Below are 20,588 nucleotides of genomic sequence, written 5' to 3'. Positions count from 1 at the left end.
AAGAAATGAAATTATTTTTTCTGACAATAGTGAAAATTAAAGCACAATTTTAATAAATATGTTAATAATTTAGTATATTTGCAATACATTAAAACATTTAAAACATTAAAAAATGCAAAAAAAATCATTAAAGCTAAAAAAGAAAACTATTTCAAGTCTTGATCAAACTTTAGCATCAAAAATCAAAGGGGGAGAGATTGGTATGGATAACGGAATTTGGACTGGAGGATGTACAGATGGCTGTGGAGGTATGCAAAGTATTCTTAATTGTACTAATGCTGATTGTACTACTGATTGTACTAAAGGAGTTACCACAAAAAATACCAGTACAGCTAGATGTTATTAATGTAATTGTAAAATTCAAAAATAACTAAAGTCGGAATAATTTATTCCGACTTTTTCATTGTAAAATATTTTTAATAATGCTGTAAAATATGTATGAAGATATATTAACGGAAATAACTGATCTTTTAGAAGATAACCGAGATTTACTACAAAATGATTATGGACTTTTATCGGGATTAACGGGGAAAGCAATATTAATGCATGAGTATAGAAAGCTTTATCCCAAGAATGATATTGATAATGAAATTTATATAGAGGATATTTTCAATTCTATTGAAAATTATGATTCTATTTCTACTTATTGTGCAGGGGTATCTGGAGCATGTCTTGGAATTGGTTATTTGAATTTCAGTAATTTTGGAGAAGATGGCAGGTTTGATTTTATTTCAGATGAAGTTGAAGAATTTATAGACTTAGATTACTTAAGCTATATAAAAGACGATAATATTGATTTTTTACATGGAGCAACAGGAATAGCTTTTTATTATGTGGAAAGATTAAAAGAAGATGAAGAAAAGTATAAACATCATATTGAAACATTACTATCTCATCTAGACGAGACAGGTATTTGGGAAAATAGTATGCTAAGATGGAAAGAAAGTACAAATATTTCATTATCCCACGGTATGGCAAGTATTGTTATTTTATTATGCAATCTGCTGAGGCAAAATATTGATTTTAATGTAGATATTTTGCGTATTCTAAAAGGAGCTGTAAATTATATTTTATCACAGGAAATAGATTATTCTAAGTATGGATCATTTTTTCCCAATAAGTCAAATTCTGAAGAAATTAGAAGCAGACTAGCTTGGTGCTACGGTGATCTTGGTGTTGCTCTATGTTTATTGAATGCTTCAGAAATATTAAATGATGATTTACTTAAGAAAAAAGCATTACTAATAATAAATTGTGCATCTACTAGAAGAAATTTAGAAGAAAATTTTATAGTGGATGCTAGTCTATGTCATGGAGCCTCGGGAATTGCAATGTTTTTTTATAGTTTATATCTTAAGATGAAAGATGATAATTATTTGGACACTGCAAAGTATTGGCTCGATAAAACAATAGAATTATATAGGGAAGAAAAAATATTTTATTTAGTAAATCAAAACCGATATGATAATGAGAGGCTAAGCTTATTGGAAGGGAAAATAGGTATTGCATTGGCAATTTTATCTATTCATAATAATATACGGTCTGAATGGCAAAAATTTTTACTGATTTAAATTGATATGAACGAGAAATATATAAATTTCAATAAATTTCTATTAAGAACTCCAGCTTTAGGATTTAATATAGATGAGATAAGTAAAGTGAAATTTGAAGATAATTTACTTTTCAAAGAAGCTATATTTATTAGTTCTATTGAATTATATTATGAGATGGAAAAATTCTTTGAAAATCGTGTGACGAATGAAAAAGAAAAAGAAAAAATATTTAGTTCTTTATTTAAATATTGGAGAAGGATGAGAACAAGAACAACTCCATATGGATTGTTTTCTGCCGTTACTGCAGGTTCCATAACATCAGAAGAATCTACAGAGATTATTTTTAATAATCAACTTATTAGATTTACCAGACTGGACATGGAGGTTATTTGTTCTATTATAGAAAAGTTAGAAAAAATCGTAAAATATGAAATTTTTTATTTTCCCAATGATACTCTATATAATGTCCATAATGAAGCAAGATATTATGAAGCAAAGTTTAGTGAAAGCAAATATTTTAAGTATTCAATCTCATCAGTTCATAATACATCTACATTAAAAAAAATTCTAAAGTATTCACAAAAAGGAGCCAAAATTGAGAATATAGTTTCATTTGTAACAAAAATAGAAAATGGAGTGTCTGATCAGGATGCAGAAGATTTTATTTTGGAGTTGATAGATTCTAAGATTCTTATTAGCGAAATTACACCTGCTATTACAAATGGAGATCCATTAAATTGTTTAATTAGTATCTTAATTCAAAGAAATGTACAATCCGATATTGTCTCTCCATTAATTAATATAAAAAATATAATTGAGAATTATAATTCTATAAATCCAGAAAGCAGCTATAAATTGGTGATTGATATACTTGATGGGTTTGGAAACAATTATAGTAAGAAAAATATTTTTCAGATTGATTTATATAAAGGAGCTGGTATTTCTAATCTGAATAAAGAAATATGCGATGATATATTATCTGCAGTTTTATTCTTAACCAAATTGGATCATGGTGGTAATAAAAATGAAAATTTAGAATTATTTAAAAAAGTTTTTACTGAAAAATTTAACGAAAGAGAGGTTGATTTTCTTTTCGTCTGCGATGCAGATGTTGGCATCGGTTATCCGGTAAGTTATAACGGGGAGCCATATTTGAATGATCTGATTAAAGGATTAAGATTACCTTCGAAAACTACCCAAGGTGACGATGGTCTGAATCTGAATAGTAAACAAAAGCTGCTATTTGAAAAAATATTAGAAACAGTAAGACTTGGTGAAAACGAAATAATATTGACTGATAAAGACTTTGAAAATAAAAACTTACATGATTTATACCCTACATTTTATTGTAGTTTTGAAATCGTTGGTAAAGAAGACGATCAACATATTTTAAAATTAAATTCTGCAGGAGGAAATTCTGGTGCAAACTTGCTGGCGAGATTTTCTCACATGAGTGCCGATATAGATGATTTCACTAGAGAAATTGCTAAAAAAGAACAAGAGCTAACGTCCTTGCCTATACTAGAAATGGTACATATTCCTAATCCGAGAATAGGAAATGTAATTATAAGGCCCCAAATGAGAGATTATGAGCTGACGATTCTTACCAATTCTTCTTTACCAGATAAGAAAAGTATACCGGTTTCTGATTTAACAATATCAATTATTAATGATAAAATTATTATAAAATCTAAAACACTCAATAGTGAAGTAAAGATTGCGCACACAAATGCTTTAAATCATTCTATGTCTAATATTCCTGCCTTTGGACTATTATGTGATATACAAAATGATAATGAAAATTTATTAGGAGTATCACTTACCCCAAGTAATAGTTTTAAATATATTCCTAGAGTTAAATACAAAAATGTTATCCTAAGTCCTGCAACTTGGTTCTTTAAAAAAGAAGAAATTGAAAATAATATTTCTAAGGATAATCTGGAGAGTATTGGTATTTGGAGAGAAAAATATAAAATACCACAATTTGTTATCTTTTGTGAAGCGGATAATGAATTGTTTATAGATTTCTTAGATGAAAATAGTATCATGTCACTATTTGAAATAATTAAAAAAAATAACTTTATAACTTTAAAAGAATTTTTATTTGATTCAAATTGTTCTGTAGCAAGAGATTTAGAGAATAATGTTTATAAAAATGAATTTATAGTTTCTTTTTTTAAAAATGAATTATGATATGAAAGGAAAGTACACTCCTGGTTCAGAATGGATATATCTAAAGTTTTATATGAGTATATCATTTGCAGATGAGATCCTAACAAATTATATATTTAAGATTATTAAACATGCTGAAAAAGAAAATCAGATAGAAAAATTCTTTTTTATTAGGTATTCTGATCCTTATTATCATATTAGGTTAAGAATCAAACTTAAAAATCAAGATTCAATAAGTCTTATTTTGAATTTATTTCAGGCTAGATTAAAAAAATATCTCGAAAATGATATTATTTGGAAAATTCAAATGGATACATACGAACAAGAGATCGAACGATATCATGCAAAATTGATTGATGTTACAGAATCATTATTCTGTATAGATAGTGAATATTGTATAAAGATCTTAAAGATAATTAATGAACACGAAATAGAAGATTATAAATGGAAAATTTCGTTGAAAAGCATAGACTCTTATCTAAGTCTTTTTTTTGGCAATAATCTTGAAGAAAAGCTGAAAAGTATAAGTACAATAAGTGACTCTTTTAAACATGAGTTTGGATACAATAAAAACAATTCAAAAGTGCTTAATGAATTATATAGGGATAAAAGAAAATTTGTAGAAGAAATTATAGATGAATCAGAGTTATTACTGAACAATGATCCAATAATTAGAAAAATAATTACTCTTTCAAAGAAGAGAGATTCAGAGTTAAAGAAAGTTGTTGGGACTTTAAAAGATATTTGTCTTAAAGAAAAAATCAATTTTGAGGATTATATTTTTAGTTATATACACATGAATATAAATAGAATAATTCCTACAAATAATAGGGCGCATGAATTATTATTATATGATTATGTCAGACGCTTTTATGAAAGTAAAATCGCTAAAAATAAATATATAGCATTAACACATAAAAATTAGAATAGAAATGGAAAAGCTTAGCTTGTAAAAAATTTAAACTTTTCCATTAATGTTTTTGTGGAATTCTTTATAAAACGTATTGCTATTTAATTATTAATTTCTGGCTGTACGCCTTTAAATCTCCTGATTTTATATTGAGATAATAGACTCCGGCAGGAATACTGGTAATATCTAAGCTGTTTTCACTATCCAGTTTTATTGCATCTAAAACTATTTTTCCTTCTGTGCTTATCAATCCTATTGTTGCGTCTGTATATCTTAAACCTTCGATGAAAACCCTTTCCGATGCCGGGTTTGGATAAATTCTGACTTCAGTTAATTGATTCTCCTGCGTTCCTAGAGTAGAAGTTGTTATTTTGTAAATCTTCCCATTATTAACGGCTGCAACATATAATTCTTTTTGTACATCTTCGCCGAACGTTGAAAAATTATTTCCGCTAAATGCTGTGCTCCAGGTAATTGCGTTGCTGCTGTCTAAAATTCCGATTTGCTCAGAACAGTAATCTGCGAAGAAATATTTTCCCTGAAGACCTGGTGAAAGTGTACCTCTGTACACATAACCTCCGGTAATAGAGCATTTACCTCCGGAATGATCATAGACAGCAATTGGGAATGTCATCGTACCCGAAGCAGCGCATCCGCTTGTATTGTAGGTATTGTTGCCTTCGTAGCATCGCCATCCGTAATTAATTCCTGCAGTGGTAATCGGCATTTTATTGATTTCCTCAATTACTCCCTGTCCCACGTCTGCAATCATGGCGTTTCCTGTAGTAAGGTCAAAAGAAAATTTCCAGGCATTCCTCAAACCGTAAGACCAGACTTCATCGGCACCATCAACTCCAACGAAAGGGTTTCCGGCAGGAATATTATAGGCTCCGGTCGCATTCACATCAATTCTTAACATCTTCCCAAGCAGCGAATTCTTATTTTGCCCGTTATTATTGGGATCGCCACCGCTTCCTCCATCTCCGGTTACGATCCATAGATTTCCGTCAGGTGCAAAATGAATACTTCCACCGTTGTGATTGTCAAATGGTTTGGGAATATTAAGCAAAATCTTTTCTGTGGTAGCATCTGCAAGATCAGGATTGGTAGAGCTTCTCGTGTATCTTGCAACGACAATATTTCCCGCGGTGTTATTATAGTAGACGAAAAAATAGCCATTGGTTGCGTATTGGGGATGAAAAGCCAGACCAAGAAGACCTCTTTCACCACCAAAATTAACTTTTGAGCTGATATTCAAAAAATCTGCAGAATTAACGGCTCCATTAGATTGAATGATTTTTATAATTCCGTTCTGCTGAACGACGAATAACCTGCTGTCGTTTGCATGCGTAATCTCTACCGGGCTTGTAAATCCCGATGCATATTCCTGCAACGCAAAATTCTGAGCACTGAAATTCATTGCAGATAACAGAACTGCTGAAAGTAATAATCTTTTCATAATATTTTGATATTTAGTGTATTATGTTTAATGAAAATTTCATACCAAAAGACTGCTGAAAAATTCATTGTGATCATAAAGTAAGATTATCAAATTTGTAATTGAATACAGAATACAGATATAACTGAAAATAAACCATTTCTGTTCTTAAAAATTCATAAAATATCAAGAAAATCATTATATTTGCCGACTTAATTTAACGTAGTTATAACAAAATGCAAGGAAAAGGACTTATTACAATTGTTGCTATTGTACTAGGGTTAATTTGCTTAAATGAGCTATTACCAACATGGTACGCCGGCAAGATTGAAAAGCAGGCATCTGCTATTGCAGGAGATAATCCGGAAAAGTATCAGAAAGAAATCGCAAGACTTTCTAAGGATACACTTAATCTAGGTTTCACAGAACTTTATTACACTAAAGCGAAAGACAAAGAAATGAAGCTTGGTCTTGACCTTAAAGGTGGGATCAATGTTCTTTTGGAGATCAATCAGAGAGATCTTGTGAATGATTTAACCAATTATTCAACAAATCCTGTACTGATTGAAGCTTTAAACAAAACAGATGAGGCTCAGAAGAACTCTACAAAATCTTACATCGATAACTTTTTTGTACAGTTTGATGCTGTAAACAAAGCAAAAGGTGCAAATCTAAAACTTGCAGATCCCGAAATTTTTGGTAATACGAATCTTTCTGAGATCAAATTCAACACCACAGATGAGCAGGTTCAGAGTATCATCAAAAAAAGAATAGACCTTTCTGTAGGTACTGCTTTTGAGGTAATCAGAACCAGAATTGATAAAATGGGAGCTGTTCAGCCAAATGTTCAGAGAGTTCCGGGTACGGCAAGAATTTCTGTTGAAATGCCAGGAATGAAAGACATTGACAAGGTGAAAAAAATGCTTCAGACTTCTGCAAAACTTCAGTTTTGGGAAGTACAGCAGTATCCCGAAGTTGCTCCTTATTTTCAGACTGTTACAACGTCAATCTTATCAAAAGGAGATTCGATCGGAGTAGCTAAAAATACCGATTTCAACAGACTTATGCAAGGTGGTAAATCTGGAAACCCAAGCGCAGTAGGAAGTGTTAAATTATCTGACACTGCGAAAGTTAATAAAATTTTAAACAGTAAAATTGCTAAGTCATTACGTCCTGGAAACCTAAAGTATACTCAATTTATGTGGGGATACAAGCCGGAATCTTCTGACCCAAACAGCTTGGTATTATATGCAGTAAGAGGTAATGTCAATCAGAAAGCTCCTGTTGACGGTGCCGTTGAAAGTGCAAATATTACTTATGATGAATTAGGAAGAATTGAAGTCAGCATGCAGATGGATTCTAAAGGTGCTAAAGATTGGAAAACTCTTACAGAGAAAAATCTTCAGAAACCGGTTGCAGTAACACTTGACGATAGAGTTTATAGTGCTCCTAATGTTCAAAGTGTCATTCCTAACGGAAGTACAAGAATTTCAGGAAACTATTCTCAGGAAGAAGCTAAAGAATTGGTGGACGTTTTAGGAGCCGGTAAGTTACCGGCAGGTGCAAAAGTAGTTCAGGCAACTCAGGTTGGGCCTTCATTGGGTCAGGAATCTATTGATGCAGGGATGCTTTCATTCGGTATTGCATTCTTACTTATTATTGCATACATTATTTTCTATTACGGTGGAGCAGGGGTGTACGCAGTAATTGCGATGATCATTAACTTATTCTACATTTTCGGAATTATGGATTCCGCGGAGGCTACACTTACACTTCCGGGTATTGCAGGTATTGTTCTTACGATGGCGATGGCGGTAGATACCAACGTAATCATTTACGAAAGAACAAAAGAAGAATTATTCGCAGGGAAAAGCATCCTTGAAGCATATAAAGATGGTTTCAAACACGCATTAAGTGCGATTATTGATGGTCACTTAACGACGTTATTGACAGCAGGAGTGTTATTCTTATTCGGAACAGGACCTATCAAAGGATTTGCCTTGACGTTAGGAATTGGTATCTTGATGACATTCTTTACATCTGTACTCCTTTCAAGAGTAATGATTTTCAGCAGACTACACAAAGGAAAATCTCTTTCTGTCTGGACGGCTCCTACAAAAAATCTATTCAGAAATACATGGATCGATTTTATTGGAAAAAGAAAATATGCTTACATCGTATCTGCAGTATTAACTGTAATCTGCCTGTTCTCTATTTTTACGAACGGATTTAAATATGGTATCGATTTTACAGGCGGTAGAAACTATATAGTAAGATTTGATAAAGATGTAAATGCTGAAAATATCGAACAGAATTTAATTAAAATATTCAAAACTGAAGACGGTAAAAATTCTTCTGTTGAAGCTAAAACTTTCGGTAGTGAGAATCAGCTGAAGATTTCTACAGATTATTTGATCGATGATGAATCTTTAAAAGCCGATCAGACTGTTGAGCAAAAATTATATGACGGTCTGAAATCTAGTTTACCAGCAAATACAACTTTACAAGATTTCAAAGCTGCAGATAAAGGTGAGACAGGAATTGTGTCTTCTGAAAAAGTAGGACCAACTGTAGCTGATGATATCCAAACGCATGGTATTCTTGCAGTAGTTGCTGCTTTAGCCGGGATCTTTATTTATATTTTGGTGAGATTCAGAAAATGGCAATTCTCTTTAGGTGCTGTAGCAGCGTTATTCCATGATGCGATTATTATTTTGGGAGCATATTCACTGCTTCACAACATTATGCCATTCAATATGGAGATCAATCAGGATTTTGTTGCGGCTATTCTGACGGTGTTAGGATATTCTATTAATGATACTGTGATTATTTTCGACAGAATTAGAGAATATTTGAGAGAAAAGAAAGCACTTACATTAGCAGGTCTGTTTGATGATTCAATCTCGAGTACATTAGGTAGAACGTTTAACACATCATTTACAACCATTCTTGTTATCCTTGCCATCTTCATCTTTGGAGGAGATAACTTGAGAGGATTTATGTTTGCTATGTTGATCGGTATTGGTTTCGGTACTTATTCATCCATATTCATTGCTTCAGCAATTGCATACGACTTCCTTAAAACCGGAAAAGAAGATCATGTAGAAGGTAGAACATCAACAAATAAAGAAGTTATTGCTTCAAAATAGATTTAAATTACATCAATTACGCAAATAACCTTTCATTCGAAAGGTTATTTTTTTGTTTAGAAAATTTAAAAACTTTAAAAGCTTCTTAAGTTTGTAATAAATCTCTACTTCTCAATATTAAACATCAAACTTACATCCTTCCTTTTCCCAATATTTTTCTATTTTTGCACAATTATGGAAAAGTCGAAGAAGAAAGCCGCCATGAGCTTTATTTTTATCACCTTGCTGATAGATATTACGGGTTGGGGAATAATCATTCCCGTAGTTCCTGCATTGATCAAAGAGCTCATTCATGCTGATATAAGTGAGGCTGCTAAATATGGTGGCTGGCTGGGTTTTGCATATGCTTTTACACAGTTTATTTTTTCTCCGATTGTCGGAAATCTGAGTGACAGGTTCGGACGACGACCCATTATTCTGATTTCACTCTTCGGTTTTGCGATTGATTATATTCTTTTGGCATTATCACCAACAATAATCTGGCTTTTCGCAGGAAGAATTATTGCAGGAATCACCGGAGCCAGTGTTACTACTGCAAGTGCTTATATTGCTGACATTTCAACGGATGAAGACAGGGCTAAAAATTTTGGTTTGATAGGTGCGGCTTTCGGGCTCGGATTTATTATTGGTCCTGTAATCGGAGGTATTTTAGGACATTATGGAGCCAGAGTTCCGTTTTATGCGGCGGCAGTTTTATGTTTATTGAATTTTTTATATGGTTACTTTATTCTTCCTGAAAGTTTAGACAAAGACAAAAGAAGAGAATTCAGTTGGAAACGTGCAAATCCTGTTGGTTCTTTTAAATTCTTAGGAAAACATCCTGAAATTTCGGGAATGATCGTTGCTTTGATTTTAATTTATATCGCCGGTCATGCTGTTCAGAGCAACTGGAGTTTCTTTACCATGTATGAATTTGACTGGACGGAAAGAATGGTTGGGATTTCTCTTGGTGTTGTTGGGTTATTGGTTGGTTTGGTTCAGGGAGTTTTGATTCGATGGACAACTCCAAAATTTGGTGAACAGAAAAGTATTTATTACGGTTTGGCTTTATATGCATTAGGAATGTTATTATTCGCTTTCGCAACAGAAGGCTGGATGATGTTTGTTTTCTTAATACCCTATTGTTTAGGCGGAATCTGTGGACCTGCATTGCAATCTGTGATCACCAAAAGTGTTCCTTCAAATGAGCAAGGTGAGTTGCAGGGAGCATTAACGAGTTTGATGAGCGCAACTGCCATTATCGGACCTCCAATGATGACACAATTGTTTTTCTATTTCACACATAAAAATGCTCCATTCAAATTTTCAGGAGCTCCGTTCTTTCTAGCTTTTTTACTGATGACTATTAGTGTAGCAGTTACCTATTACGCTTTTCAGAAAAAGAAACCTTAAAATTTATTTAAAATAGCACTTCAAAACATCATTTGTATATAATCTTTTGTAATTTAGCACAATGGAATTAAGCATTGGAGAAATGGCACTGATCGCCATTGCGATTGTAGTTTTATTCGGACCGGATAAACTTCCTCAAATTGCCCGGGATCTTGGATCCGGAGTGAGAAAAATGCGTGGTGCAGTAGAAGATATCAAAACCGAAATTATGAAAGAAACAGATAATCCTGTCTCTGAAATAAAGCGTGAGATCGAAAAAGTAAAAGATGCTGCAAAAGATTTTGATCCTACAAAAAACATTCAGAATGATATCATCGGAGAGCCGATGGCTAATGAACCTCTGAAACTGAAGCCCTCAGATGACGAGACATATGAAGGTCCCGTAAGCAGATAAAATGGAAGAGATCATTTTAGAAGATAAAAAGGTCTTTCTGTATCTTAATAATTTAGGAGATACGCCATTTGATCAGTTTTGGCTGATGATTTCCGGGACATTTATCTGGGTTCCGCTTTATATTATTTTCTTTTATTTTCTTTATAAAAATTTCAAGCTAAGATCGCTACTTTACATTCTTCTTTTTGTAGCAATAGGTGTAACGATTTCTGATCAGGTATCTGGTATCTTTAAATATGGTGTTGCCAGATTGAGACCTTGCCATGACCCTTCTATACAAGGCTACATGAGAATCGTAAAATGTGGCGGCCAATTCGGATTTTATTCTGCTCATTCTTCAAACACCTTCTTTTTAGCAAGTTACCTAAGTTTTCTCTTAAAAGATAAGCTGAAGTGGTTTCCTTATGTTATATTTGTGTGGGCCGTGGTGGTATCCTACAGCCGCATTTATTTAGGAGTACATTTCCCGATAGATATTTTGGTGGGGGCGTTTGTTGGAATTTTATTGGGGGTGGTATTTTCTATGCTCGCAAAGAAAGTCATCAACAAACAAACTATATAAAATGAAAAAACATCTATTCGTTCTTACTTTAGCGCTCACTTCGCTCAATTTCTTTTCAGCTCAGGATAAAAAAACTGCCGAAGAATGCATGCAGAAAGCTGATTATAAGTGTGCTGAAGAACAATATACAAAATTGGCCGACAAAGAACATATTCAGAAATTTCAATCTGAATATTTCAACAATTTAGGAACGGCACAACGAAGATTAGGAAAAATTCCGGTAGCGTTCAAATCATATGAGTCTGCTTTGAAGTCTAACCCGTTATCAGCTTCTGTGTATGCAAATTTAGGGTCTCTACACAATCAAAAAGGAAGCAAAACAAAAGCACTGGAATATCTCAATAATGGTCTGAAGATAGACGATCAGAATGCTGAAATGTATCTTACGAGGTCTAAAGTCTACGAAAATTTAGGCAAAAAAGATTTAGCTGAGAAAGATTTAAACCAGATTCTGACTTTTGCTCCCGATAATATTTTTGCCCGAACAGGTTTAGCTAACCTTAAAAAACGTAACGGAGATCTTGAAGGATCATTGAAAGATTACAATCAGCTTCTTTCAGAAAAACCGGAATCTTTATTGTACAACGGAAGAGCAGATGTATATTTAAAGCTAAAAAAATACAAAGAAGCATTAGCAGACGTTAATAAAGCCATTTCAATCGATCCGAAATTTTCACAGTCTTATGTAACAAAAGCTTTAGTATTATTTGATACGGCCAAAGAAAAAGAAGCATGTGCAAGTTTAGATAAAGCAGTTGCGACAGGATATGAAAAAGCAGCTTTGACAGTTCAGTTTGCAAAATGTGTTAAAAAATAAATACTAAATACATTTTAATAATACCAGATTTATTCAATGTTAAATATTGTTCTCGTAGAACCGGAAATACCCAATAACACGGGCAATATCGGGAGATTATGTGTAGGAACCGAAAGTAAATTACATCTGATTCATCCACTGGGGTTTGTTATAGACGACAAAAATCTGAAACGGTCTGGTTTAGATTATTGGGTGAACCTTGATGTTACAGAATATGACAATGTTGAAGAATGGATGAAAATCATCCCGGATACGTCACGTGTTTTTCTGATGAGCTCACATGCCGAAAAATCATATCTGGAAACCAACTTTCAGGATGGTGACTGGCTGGTTTTCGGGAAAGAAAGTGTGGGATTAAGCAAAGAGATTTTAGAGATGTTTCCTAATCATTTAACAATTCCGATGTCTAAATTGATTCGTAGTTTTAATATTGCAAATTCAGTAGCATTTGTTGTGGGAGAAGCAAAAAGGCAAATTCGTCTGAAAATTTAGTTTTCTCAATTTCAATCATTATGATAAGGTTTTCCCTGTAAAATCTGGTCAGCACGATACAATTGTTCAACGATAAATAACCGGATCATCTGGTGTGTAAATGTCATTTTTGAGAGTGACATTTTTTCGTTCGCCCTGTCATAAATTTCATCTGAAAAACCGTATGCTCCGCCAATCAAAATATGTATTTTTTTCACGGAAGAATTCATCCAATTATCAATTTTCTGAGAAAATTCTCTGCTGGTAAACTGTTTTCCTTTTTCATCTAAAATAGCAACCCAATCATTTTTGTCAATATGATTTTGAAATAATTTTGCTTCTTCTTTTTTTAAAAGGTCTGGCGAAAGATTTTTAGCATTTTTAATGTCAGGGATTTCAATAATTTCGAAATTCCAATGTTTGGGAAGTCGGATCAAATAGTAATTGATCAGTGATGTTATTTCTTTATCGTCCGTTTTCCCGATACAAAGTAGATTGATGCGCATTGATTAGCTTTAAAAAAGAAAGCTCAAAGATACTTATAATAAAAAAATGAATGAATTATTTTAAAATCTGTATTTTTACAGTATCAGCACAGTCAAGATGAAATTTCAATTGTTTTCATTGTCGTTTTTTTGTTTGTCAATACTAACTTTCAGCCAGGGAATTAATGATTCCACAGAAAAAAAATATCTGGAAGAAGACCGGAATAAAATTTCGTTCGTAGGAGGTGTGAGTTATGTCAATAGATCTTTTGGTTTATTCTACGAAGGTCAGACCTTTCTCTTAAAACCGAATGATTCTTTTTACACAGAATTTTTCCTGAGATACCGTTGGCTGGATGCAAGCGTTTCTTTTGCACCTAAATTTGTGAGGATTAATAATGATGATGATATTAAAGGTAAGACCAAATACTTCAATCTGGGTTTTGCATTTTTTCTGAGTCCGAAAATAAGGCAGTCTGTTAATTACAATCAGGTAAGAGGTTTGTATTTAGAAGATACAAAACGTTTTTTTGAAACGGTTTTGGATGATGAATCTACACAGGAGTTAGGCAATGATTTTATGCAGTTTCCGGATGCAAAATATCAGTCTTTTACAGGTGAAACGAGCTATTTGTGGATTGGGAAAAAAGAAAGCTACCGAACCTACACCAATATGACGCACAAGCCTTTGAAGAATGATTTTATTTTACTTAGCGGATTGGTTTATCAATACAATATGATGAAGGATCCCGAGCGTATAATCTATCAGGGGATGGATGTTTCTGATCCTTCAGGGGATATTTCAGTTACCAAAGACATCAGATTAACAATAAAAACAGGCGGTGGAATGCAGAAGATCATCGGCAAAAACTGGTATGCAATTGTAGAGGCTTATCCGCAGATTCATTATGGTTATTTGATTGATGAGAATTATAACGAATTTAATTTTGGACTCAATGCATACTCCAGATTAGGTTTTGATAATGGAAAATGGTTTTTCGGTGGTGGCGCACAAATTAATTGGATCAATAGCAATAACGGTAATTTTTATTCCGCCACCGATTGGTTATTTAGATTCGGATTGGGTTTTAGAATTAATTCACCTAAATTTGTCAATAAGCAGTTTGACAAAATAGATCAAATTTTAAAATAAAAAATGGGTATTAAGGTTCCGGGTTTTCTTTTGAAAGTTCAAGATTTTTTAGATGATATACATATTCCACTTCTGGGGATATCGCTTTGGCAATTGTTCCAGATTTATTTTGCAGGCGTTTTTAAAGGAAAAATAGGGAAGAAGGCAGCAGCGATTTCCTGGAGCTTTACATTGAGTCTATTTCCTTTTATCCTCTTTTTATTATCGGTAATTCCATATATGCCGCATTATGACAAGCTTCAGTTTTACATTTTTGAAGTTTTGATGCACAATATTTTTCCATCAAATATTGAAGGTGATGTACGAGGATATATTGAAAATAATATTATTCCCAATATGAAGGGAATCAGTAATTTAACAATTCTCATTGCCCTGGTTTTTGCAACCAACGGAACATTTTCTATCATCAACGGATTTAATGAAAATTCTAAAGAGAAACTTCCCGACGTTAAAGAATTTATCCTGTCATTTTTTATTACCATCGGTTTTGTAACCATTGTTTTTTTAGCGCTTTTCGGGGTATACTATTCTGAGGTTGTTCTCAAGCTTTTTACACCAACTTATAATATTTCGTGGCTTGTTAATAACCTTTCAAAAATCATTGGTTTTGTGTCTTTTCCGCTGTTTTTCTTTTTGCTTTTAGCCATGTTTTACTGGCTGGGAACTGTAAAAATCATCAGATTCAGGCAGGCGGTTCCGGGAGCAATTCTTACGACTGTTTTATTTATTGTCACCACTTATCTCTTCACCCTGTACGTTAAAAATATCGCCCGATACAACGTTTTATACGGATCCATCGGAAGTATGATCTTATTAATGGTTTGGGTAAATGTGAACGTTTATCTCCTTCTTTTTGGGAACGAACTGAATATGGCTTTAAGAAAATTAAGGGTTGAAAAACTTTTGGCTGACGAAATCAAAAAAGAAGCCGCACATTATCATTCAAAAAATGAAGAACCCAATCTTGAAAGTGATGAAGAGCATACGAGAAGCATAGAAAATGAAAAAAAGAAAGGTGAGAATGAAGTCTAATCAATCATTCTTTAAGTAAGAGGAATAACAGGACTGCTATTCTTCTTCAATTTCTACAGTTTTTGATGAGCTTAAATTTAAAATCACAAATCCTGCAATCGCAGCAATAAAAGAGGCAATCAAAATCGCAAATTTCGCTTCGTCCTGAATCTGAATTTTACCTTTAAATGACAATAATGCAATAAAAATCGACATGGTAAAACCGATTCCGGCTAAAAGTCCGACACCCAACATCTGTGTCCACGAAGCATTTTGAGGGAGCGAACTTATTTTAAATTTAATAGCTATTAATGAAAATAAATTGATTCCTACCAGTTTTCCGATGATCAGTCCACACACAATTCCCAATCCCAAACCGCTGAACAAACCGTCAACCATTCCATTTGTAAAAGTAATGTTGGTATTGGTCAATGCAAAAATCGGCATGATCAAAAAACTTACCGGATAGTGTAGCTGATGTTCTAATTTTTCTAAAGGTGAAATCTCTGTCGTAGAAATATTTGTTGGAATTGAAAATGCAAGAACAACTCCTGCAATCGTTGCGTGAATCCCGGAATGATGAAGGAAATACCACAGAAAAACTCCTGGAATCAAATAAAGAATAATATTTTTAACTTTAAAATAATTCAGTACAAAAAGCAATGCTGTAATTCCTAACGAAGAGAAAATATACATCCAGTGAATCTGCTCTGTGTAAAAAATTGCAATTACCAGAATGGCTCCAAGATCATCTACAATCGCCAGTGCAGCCAGAAATATTTTAATAGAATTGGGGACTTTTTTACCTAGCATAGAAATAATTGCCAAAGAAAAAGCAATATCAGTAGCCATCGGAATTCCCCATCCGTTGCTGTATTTGGTTTCATAATTAAAAAAGGTATAAATAATTGCGGGAACAATCATACCTCCGATTGCAGCAAATATCGGCAGAGAAGCATTTTTAAAGGAGGAAAGTTCACCCTCTATAACTTCTCTTTTAATTTCAAGACCTACTAAAAGAAAGAAAATTGCCATCAAACCATCATTGATCCAAATACTGACAGGATATTTCAAATGAAAAAGATGGATTCCAATTTCTGTATCTAAAAAATTCTGAAAGTTTTCAGCCAAAGAAGAATTTGCGATTCCCAATGCAATAGCGACACATACAATCAATAAAATTCCTGAAGATTGGCTGCTTTTAAAAAACTTCTTGAAATAGATGCTTAGTTTCATCTTTAAATTCTGATGACTTTAGAAACCCCGTTGATTTCTTTTAGCTGTTTAAATGTTTCATCAAGCTGGCTTCTGTTTTTCACCTCTAAATTGATATTACCTGTGAAAACCCCGTTGTTAGATTCTATCGACATACTTTTCATATCCATTCCCATTGCGCCGCTGATGACGGTAGTGATATCGTTGATCATTCCCATTCTATCAAGTCCTTCGATTTCTATTTTGATACGGTTTTTGAAGCTTTCTTCATTCACCCATTTCGCAGCAATTACCCGATAGTCATATTGTGCTCTAAGGTTGATTGCATTTGGGCAATTATCACTGTGAACTTTTATACCTTCCGAAATCGTGATGAAACCAAAAATTTTATCTCCGGGAATAACAGTACAGCATTTCGCATAGCTATAATTCAGTTTTTCTTCATCTTTCCCAAAAACAATCATATCAAGATTGATTTCTTTAGGCTCGATGTAGTGTTGGTTTTTAGTCGGTGATTTTCGGAATCTTGAAAGTAGATTATTAAATACGTTTTTGCTTTCTATATATTTTCTTAAACTGCTCGCATCCAGTTCATTGGTTTGGAATTTTAAGAATAATTCCTGAGATGTTTTCAGGTTAAAAAATTTCTGAAGCTTATTGATTTCTTCATCATTAAAATTAATTTTTGCGTGTCTCAGTTTTCTTTGGAGAATCTCTTTTCCTTCGTCAACCAGAGAGTTTTTTTCAGAATTCAGATAGCCTTTTATTTTTGATTTGGCTTTTGAAGTCACTACAAAATCAAGCCAGTCAAATTTCGGTTTTTGATTTTGAGATGAAAGGATATCCACCTGATCACCGTTTTGCAAAACATACGAAATCGGAACCAACTTTCCGTTGATTTTAGCGCCAAGACATTTCATTCCCAAATCTGAATGTACGGAAAATGCAAAGTCTAAAGCTGTTGCATTGGTAGGCAAAATTTTGATTTCACCTTTTGGTGTAAAGACAAAAACTTCTTTTGAATATAAATTGAGTTTGATATTGTCTAAAAGCTCTGATGTAGTCAAATTCTGTTGCTGCTCAAGCACTTCACGGATTTCGGTAACCCAGTTTTCAAAATTTCGGTCATCGTTGGTTTGCTTATAACCTTCTTTGTATTTGTAATGTGCGGCAACTCCTTTTTCGGCTATATCATCCATTCTCTCAGAACGAATCTGCACTTCAATCCATTTTTTGTCTGGCCCGAGAACCGTTAAATGTAAACTTTCGTATCCTGTAGAACGTGGCTGTGTAATCCAGTCTCGCATTCTCGATGGGTTACTGTGATAAACATCGGTTACGATCGAATAAATTTTCCAGGCCAGGAATTTTTCATTTTTAGCATCAGATTTATAAATAATTCTTATTGCATAGTTATCAAATACTTCTTCAAAAGTAACGCCCTGCTTCAGCATTTTCCTATAAATCGAAGAGACAGCTTTTGCACGTCCTTTTATCGTTACATTCAGTCCTTCTTCCTTCAATCGTTCAGTAACCTCCTTTTTAAATTCTTCAATGTACCTTTCTCTGTTTTCTTTGGCAAGCTCGAGTTTCTGGGTTATTTCATTAAAAACATCAGGATTGTTGTATTTTAAAGAAAGATCTTCTAATTCAGATTTTACATTATACAAACCTAGACGGTGAGCCATCGGAGCATAAATATACACGGTTTCGGAAGCAATTTTTTTCTGCTTATCCGGAGCCATGCTCTCTAGCGTTCTCATGTTGTGGAGACGGTCGGCAATTTTAATCAAAATCACCCGGAAATCTTCTGACAGCGTGAGTAGGAGCTTTCTGTAATTTTCAGACTGTACAGAGATATTCTGATGATTCATGATGGAGATTTTTGTCAATCCGTTGACAATACCCGCGATTCTTTCCCCGAAAATTTTCTTCAAATCTTCGTAGGTGTAATCAGAATCTTCAATCACATCATGCAGTAATCCGCAAGCGATAGAGGTTGCACCCAGTCCAATTTCTTTGGCAACAATTTTTGCTACTGCGATAGGGTGGTAAATGTACGGTTCACCAGACTTTCTTCGTTGATCTTTGTGTGCATCTAATGCAATATCAAAAGCCTTTCGGATGAGTTTATTGTTCTCTTCATCCAAAGTTCGGTATGTATTAGAAATCAGATCTTTATATCTAGCTAATATTTCTTTATTTTCTTGTTCGAGATCGTAACTCATTTATGAAAAAGGCTTTGTTTAAACGAAAATACGAAAAATAAAGCGATTTGTCAATTCCTGAAACTAAAAATCCGCAGAAATAAATTCTACGGATTACGGTTATGAGTTTTTAGTTTTTTATTTTAGAATTTTACTTCAGAATCCATTCCTGTATGCTGTGTTTTTTTCTTCACATCCGGGCTGTTGTGAATTTCAGCTTTACTTCTCGCATCAATATATTTTTTTACTGTGCTGTAAGAAGCTTCATCAATACTCATATTTTCAAATTGATAAGTTTTGAGTACAGAATTTTGATGAAAAATATTTTTTGCGTTTTGTGCCTGCTCGTTATCCTTTATTTCAACACTTGCCATATATTGAGAATGATGCTGATCTTCAGAAATATAAACAATATAATCAGAATCTTTAAATCCGGAAGTTTCGAGTTCATTTTCAAGTCGTTTGTAATCACTGTGACGTTCAAATAATCCTGCTAAAATGCTTGACATAGTAATTTGTTTTGGTACTTAAAGATACTTATATTTTTCAAAATATTGATAAAAATTTAAAATAATTTAGTATTTATTATTTTATCTATAAAAATTTAATATTAATTAAGAATTTATCTATTTTATTTGACAAGATTTTTTTCTTAATAATCTGTCTAATAATCAGCTTGAATATAAAATATCAAAGATATTTAGTTGACTTTTTTCCATTTTTGTTTATCCATGATGGTGTCAATTTTTCCGTAAAATTTTGTAAGGCCTAAAGTTCCTTTTTCTCCGTAATCATAGATATTTGTTGTTTTTCCATTATCAAAAATAATTTCGATTTCAATAGAAGAACAATCTTTACAATCAATACTATATCTGTTTTTTAGATTGCTGAAATTAATATCATTTAGATATTTAGATAGATTTTTAAAACTTAAATTATCTCTTCCAAAATAATTTCCTTTTAAATTTTTATAATAATACGAATGAAGAATAGTTGAATCCTTTTTTAATGTTAAACTGTAGATTCTTCCCGGCGCATAACCGCCATTCTGATTAAATACTATTTTTTCAATATGATGATAATTGGTAGATGTGAATTCTGTCAATTGGTTGTTTTTAATCATTAAAGTATCATATTTTAATATATCATTTTTATTATCAATATGCTTTTTGAAACTTAATAATTTAATTAAATCTCGATTTTTGTGACGTATAATTTTGGCAGAAATAATATCATAAATTTTTTGCTTTCCGGGATTTAAAATTTGATAACCTCTTTTACTGCTCAATATCACAAGGGTATTTTTATGATCATCTTCAATAAAAATTTGCACAATATCATTCTCATTTTTAGATTTCGGATAGCTGAGATTTACTAAATAATCTTTTTTGCTATCATGATTGAAATCCGCTTCATAAATAGAATTGAAACTCTCCTTGTTTATTATTTCTCTTAAACTTTTTATTGAATCAATATAATCATAACCGTAAGAGAAAGCTGTTTTTAATTCTAGGTCTTTATATTCTTCATGTGAATGAATGATTTCTAAAATTTCCTTTTCATTAAGTTTTTTTTTCTCACAAGATTGTAATAGAATAGTTCCGATCAAAAGAATAATAAATTTCATTTTTGAGTTTTTGTTAATAAAATTATGTGCAT

The 20,588-nt window shown here is 32.8% G+C and carries 18 protein-coding genes; 12 read left to right on the top strand and 6 right to left on the bottom strand.

The genetic code is table 11. The features are described from left to right. Positions 1-112: 112 nt before the first annotated feature. From K0U91_RS15770 to K0U91_RS15755, 4 genes are all read left to right on the top strand, one after another. Positions 113-346 carry a hypothetical protein gene (locus K0U91_RS15770; protein WP_220179421.1) on the top strand — a complete coding sequence of 78 codons (234 nt, stop codon included), beginning with the start codon at positions 113-115 and terminating at the stop codon, positions 344-346. Positions 347-434: 88 nt separating this feature from the next. Further along, the gene (locus K0U91_RS15765) at positions 435-1,571 is read left to right on the top strand and encodes a lanthionine synthetase LanC family protein (RefSeq protein ID WP_220179420.1); all 1,137 of its coding nucleotides are present in this window, start codon (positions 435-437) and stop codon (positions 1,569-1,571) included. A 6-nt stretch (positions 1,572-1,577) separates the two neighbouring features. Next, the gene (locus tag K0U91_RS15760; RefSeq protein WP_220179419.1) at positions 1,578-3,746 is read left to right on the top strand and encodes a lantibiotic dehydratase family protein; all 2,169 of its coding nucleotides are present in this window, start codon (positions 1,578-1,580) and stop codon (positions 3,744-3,746) included. Position 3,747: 1 nt separating this feature from the next. Continuing rightward, entirely contained in the window at positions 3,748-4,650 is a 903-nt protein-coding gene (locus K0U91_RS15755; RefSeq protein ID WP_220179418.1) for a thiopeptide-type bacteriocin biosynthesis protein, read from the top strand. An 82-nt stretch (positions 4,651-4,732) separates the two neighbouring features. Here K0U91_RS15755 and K0U91_RS15750 read toward each other — a convergent pair whose 3' ends face one another. Further along, entirely contained in the window at positions 4,733-6,094 is a 1,362-nt protein-coding gene (locus K0U91_RS15750; protein ID WP_220179417.1) for a PQQ-dependent sugar dehydrogenase, read from the bottom strand. Between the two features lie 215 nt (positions 6,095-6,309). On the opposite strand from K0U91_RS15750, the gene secD reads away from it, so the two are divergent. The 6 genes from secD (at position 6,310) to K0U91_RS15720 (ending at position 12,879) form a co-directional block, all read left to right on the top strand. Continuing rightward, positions 6,310-9,222 carry a protein translocase subunit SecD gene (gene secD, locus K0U91_RS15745; RefSeq protein ID WP_219968653.1) on the top strand — a complete coding sequence of 971 codons (2,913 nt, stop codon included), beginning with the start codon at positions 6,310-6,312 and terminating at the stop codon, positions 9,220-9,222. A gap of 174 nt (positions 9,223-9,396) precedes the next feature. Further along, complete coding sequence (locus K0U91_RS15740; protein ID WP_220179416.1) at positions 9,397-10,614, top strand: TCR/Tet family MFS transporter; 1,218 nt, start codon at positions 9,397-9,399, stop codon at positions 10,612-10,614. Positions 10,615-10,675: 61 nt separating this feature from the next. Then, a complete protein-coding gene (locus K0U91_RS15735; RefSeq protein ID WP_219968655.1) occupies positions 10,676-11,008 on the top strand; it encodes a Sec-independent protein translocase subunit TatA/TatB in 333 nt (110 codons plus the stop codon). Position 11,009: 1 nt separating this feature from the next. Next, positions 11,010-11,570: a phosphatase PAP2 family protein gene (locus tag K0U91_RS15730; protein WP_220179415.1), complete on the top strand. Its 561-nt coding sequence runs from the start codon at positions 11,010-11,012 to the stop codon at positions 11,568-11,570. A 1-nt stretch (position 11,571) separates the two neighbouring features. Beyond that, positions 11,572-12,387 (top strand): tetratricopeptide repeat protein, encoded by an 816-nt coding sequence (locus K0U91_RS15725; protein WP_220179414.1) that lies wholly within the window; start codon positions 11,572-11,574, stop codon positions 12,385-12,387. Positions 12,388-12,423: 36 nt separating this feature from the next. After that, complete coding sequence (locus tag K0U91_RS15720) at positions 12,424-12,879, top strand: tRNA (cytidine(34)-2'-O)-methyltransferase (protein ID WP_219968658.1); 456 nt, start codon at positions 12,424-12,426, stop codon at positions 12,877-12,879. A gap of 11 nt (positions 12,880-12,890) precedes the next feature. Here K0U91_RS15720 and K0U91_RS15715 read toward each other — a convergent pair whose 3' ends face one another. Continuing rightward, a complete protein-coding gene (locus tag K0U91_RS15715) occupies positions 12,891-13,364 on the bottom strand; it encodes a 23S rRNA (pseudouridine(1915)-N(3))-methyltransferase RlmH (protein WP_219968659.1) in 474 nt (157 codons plus the stop codon). A gap of 133 nt (positions 13,365-13,497) precedes the next feature. Here K0U91_RS15715 and K0U91_RS15710 point away from each other — a divergent pair, with 133 nt between their 5' ends. Beyond that, a complete protein-coding gene (locus tag K0U91_RS15710) occupies positions 13,498-14,496 on the top strand; it encodes a DUF4421 family protein (RefSeq protein WP_220179413.1) in 999 nt (332 codons plus the stop codon). Between the two features lie 3 nt (positions 14,497-14,499). Beyond that, the gene (locus K0U91_RS15705) at positions 14,500-15,528 is read left to right on the top strand and encodes a YihY/virulence factor BrkB family protein (protein ID WP_219968661.1); all 1,029 of its coding nucleotides are present in this window, start codon (positions 14,500-14,502) and stop codon (positions 15,526-15,528) included. Positions 15,529-15,564: 36 nt separating this feature from the next. Here the strand turns inward: K0U91_RS15705 and nhaA are convergent, their stop codons facing one another. The 4 genes from nhaA to K0U91_RS15685 all read right to left on the bottom strand — a co-directional run bounded on the left by nhaA (position 15,565) and on the right by K0U91_RS15685 (position 20,556). Continuing rightward, a complete protein-coding gene (nhaA, locus tag K0U91_RS15700; protein WP_220179412.1) occupies positions 15,565-16,743 on the bottom strand; it encodes a Na+/H+ antiporter NhaA in 1,179 nt (392 codons plus the stop codon). 2 nt (positions 16,744-16,745) lie between these two features. After that, positions 16,746-18,950 (bottom strand): RelA/SpoT family protein, encoded by a 2,205-nt coding sequence (locus tag K0U91_RS15695; RefSeq protein ID WP_220179411.1) that lies wholly within the window; start codon positions 18,948-18,950, stop codon positions 16,746-16,748. A 122-nt stretch (positions 18,951-19,072) separates the two neighbouring features. Continuing rightward, positions 19,073-19,438, bottom strand: coding sequence for a hypothetical protein (locus K0U91_RS15690; RefSeq protein ID WP_219968664.1), 366 nt, complete (start codon positions 19,436-19,438; stop codon positions 19,073-19,075). Positions 19,439-19,629: 191 nt separating this feature from the next. Next, positions 19,630-20,556, bottom strand: coding sequence for a DUF6438 domain-containing protein (locus K0U91_RS15685; RefSeq protein WP_220179410.1), 927 nt, complete (start codon positions 20,554-20,556; stop codon positions 19,630-19,632). Between the last annotated feature and the right edge of the window lie 32 nt (positions 20,557-20,588).

This window comes from Chryseobacterium sp. LJ668, assembly GCF_019613955.1.
Classification (GTDB): domain Bacteria; phylum Bacteroidota; class Bacteroidia; order Flavobacteriales; family Weeksellaceae; genus Chryseobacterium.
The sequence above is the reverse complement of the archived record's forward strand: the minus strand, read 5'-3'. Positions and strand labels throughout refer to the sequence as shown.

Coding starts and splice junctions, on each gene's coding strand:
- K0U91_RS15770 (WP_220179421.1), top strand. CDS start 113: ATGCAAAAAAAATCATTAAAGCTAAAAAAGAAAACTATTTCAAGTCTT.
- K0U91_RS15765 (WP_220179420.1), top strand. CDS start 435: ATGTATGAAGATATATTAACGGAAATAACTGATCTTTTAGAAGATAAC.
- K0U91_RS15760 (WP_220179419.1), top strand. CDS start 1,578: ATGAACGAGAAATATATAAATTTCAATAAATTTCTATTAAGAACTCCA.
- K0U91_RS15755 (WP_220179418.1), top strand. CDS start 3,748: ATGAAAGGAAAGTACACTCCTGGTTCAGAATGGATATATCTAAAGTTT.
- K0U91_RS15750 (WP_220179417.1), bottom strand. CDS start 6,094: ATGAAAAGATTATTACTTTCAGCAGTTCTGTTATCTGCAATGAATTTC.
- secD (WP_219968653.1), top strand. CDS start 6,310: ATGCAAGGAAAAGGACTTATTACAATTGTTGCTATTGTACTAGGGTTA.
- K0U91_RS15740 (WP_220179416.1), top strand. CDS start 9,397: ATGGAAAAGTCGAAGAAGAAAGCCGCCATGAGCTTTATTTTTATCACC.
- K0U91_RS15735 (WP_219968655.1), top strand. CDS start 10,676: ATGGAATTAAGCATTGGAGAAATGGCACTGATCGCCATTGCGATTGTA.
- K0U91_RS15730 (WP_220179415.1), top strand. CDS start 11,010: ATGGAAGAGATCATTTTAGAAGATAAAAAGGTCTTTCTGTATCTTAAT.
- K0U91_RS15725 (WP_220179414.1), top strand. CDS start 11,572: ATGAAAAAACATCTATTCGTTCTTACTTTAGCGCTCACTTCGCTCAAT.
- K0U91_RS15720 (WP_219968658.1), top strand. CDS start 12,424: ATGTTAAATATTGTTCTCGTAGAACCGGAAATACCCAATAACACGGGC.
- K0U91_RS15715 (WP_219968659.1), bottom strand. CDS start 13,364: ATGCGCATCAATCTACTTTGTATCGGGAAAACGGACGATAAAGAAATA.
- K0U91_RS15705 (WP_219968661.1), top strand. CDS start 14,500: ATGGGTATTAAGGTTCCGGGTTTTCTTTTGAAAGTTCAAGATTTTTTA.
- nhaA (WP_220179412.1), bottom strand. CDS start 16,743: ATGAAACTAAGCATCTATTTCAAGAAGTTTTTTAAAAGCAGCCAATCT.
- K0U91_RS15695 (WP_220179411.1), bottom strand. CDS start 18,950: ATGAGTTACGATCTCGAACAAGAAAATAAAGAAATATTAGCTAGATAT.
- K0U91_RS15690 (WP_219968664.1), bottom strand. CDS start 19,438: ATGTCAAGCATTTTAGCAGGATTATTTGAACGTCACAGTGATTACAAA.
- K0U91_RS15685 (WP_220179410.1), bottom strand. CDS start 20,556: ATGAAATTTATTATTCTTTTGATCGGAACTATTCTATTACAATCTTGT.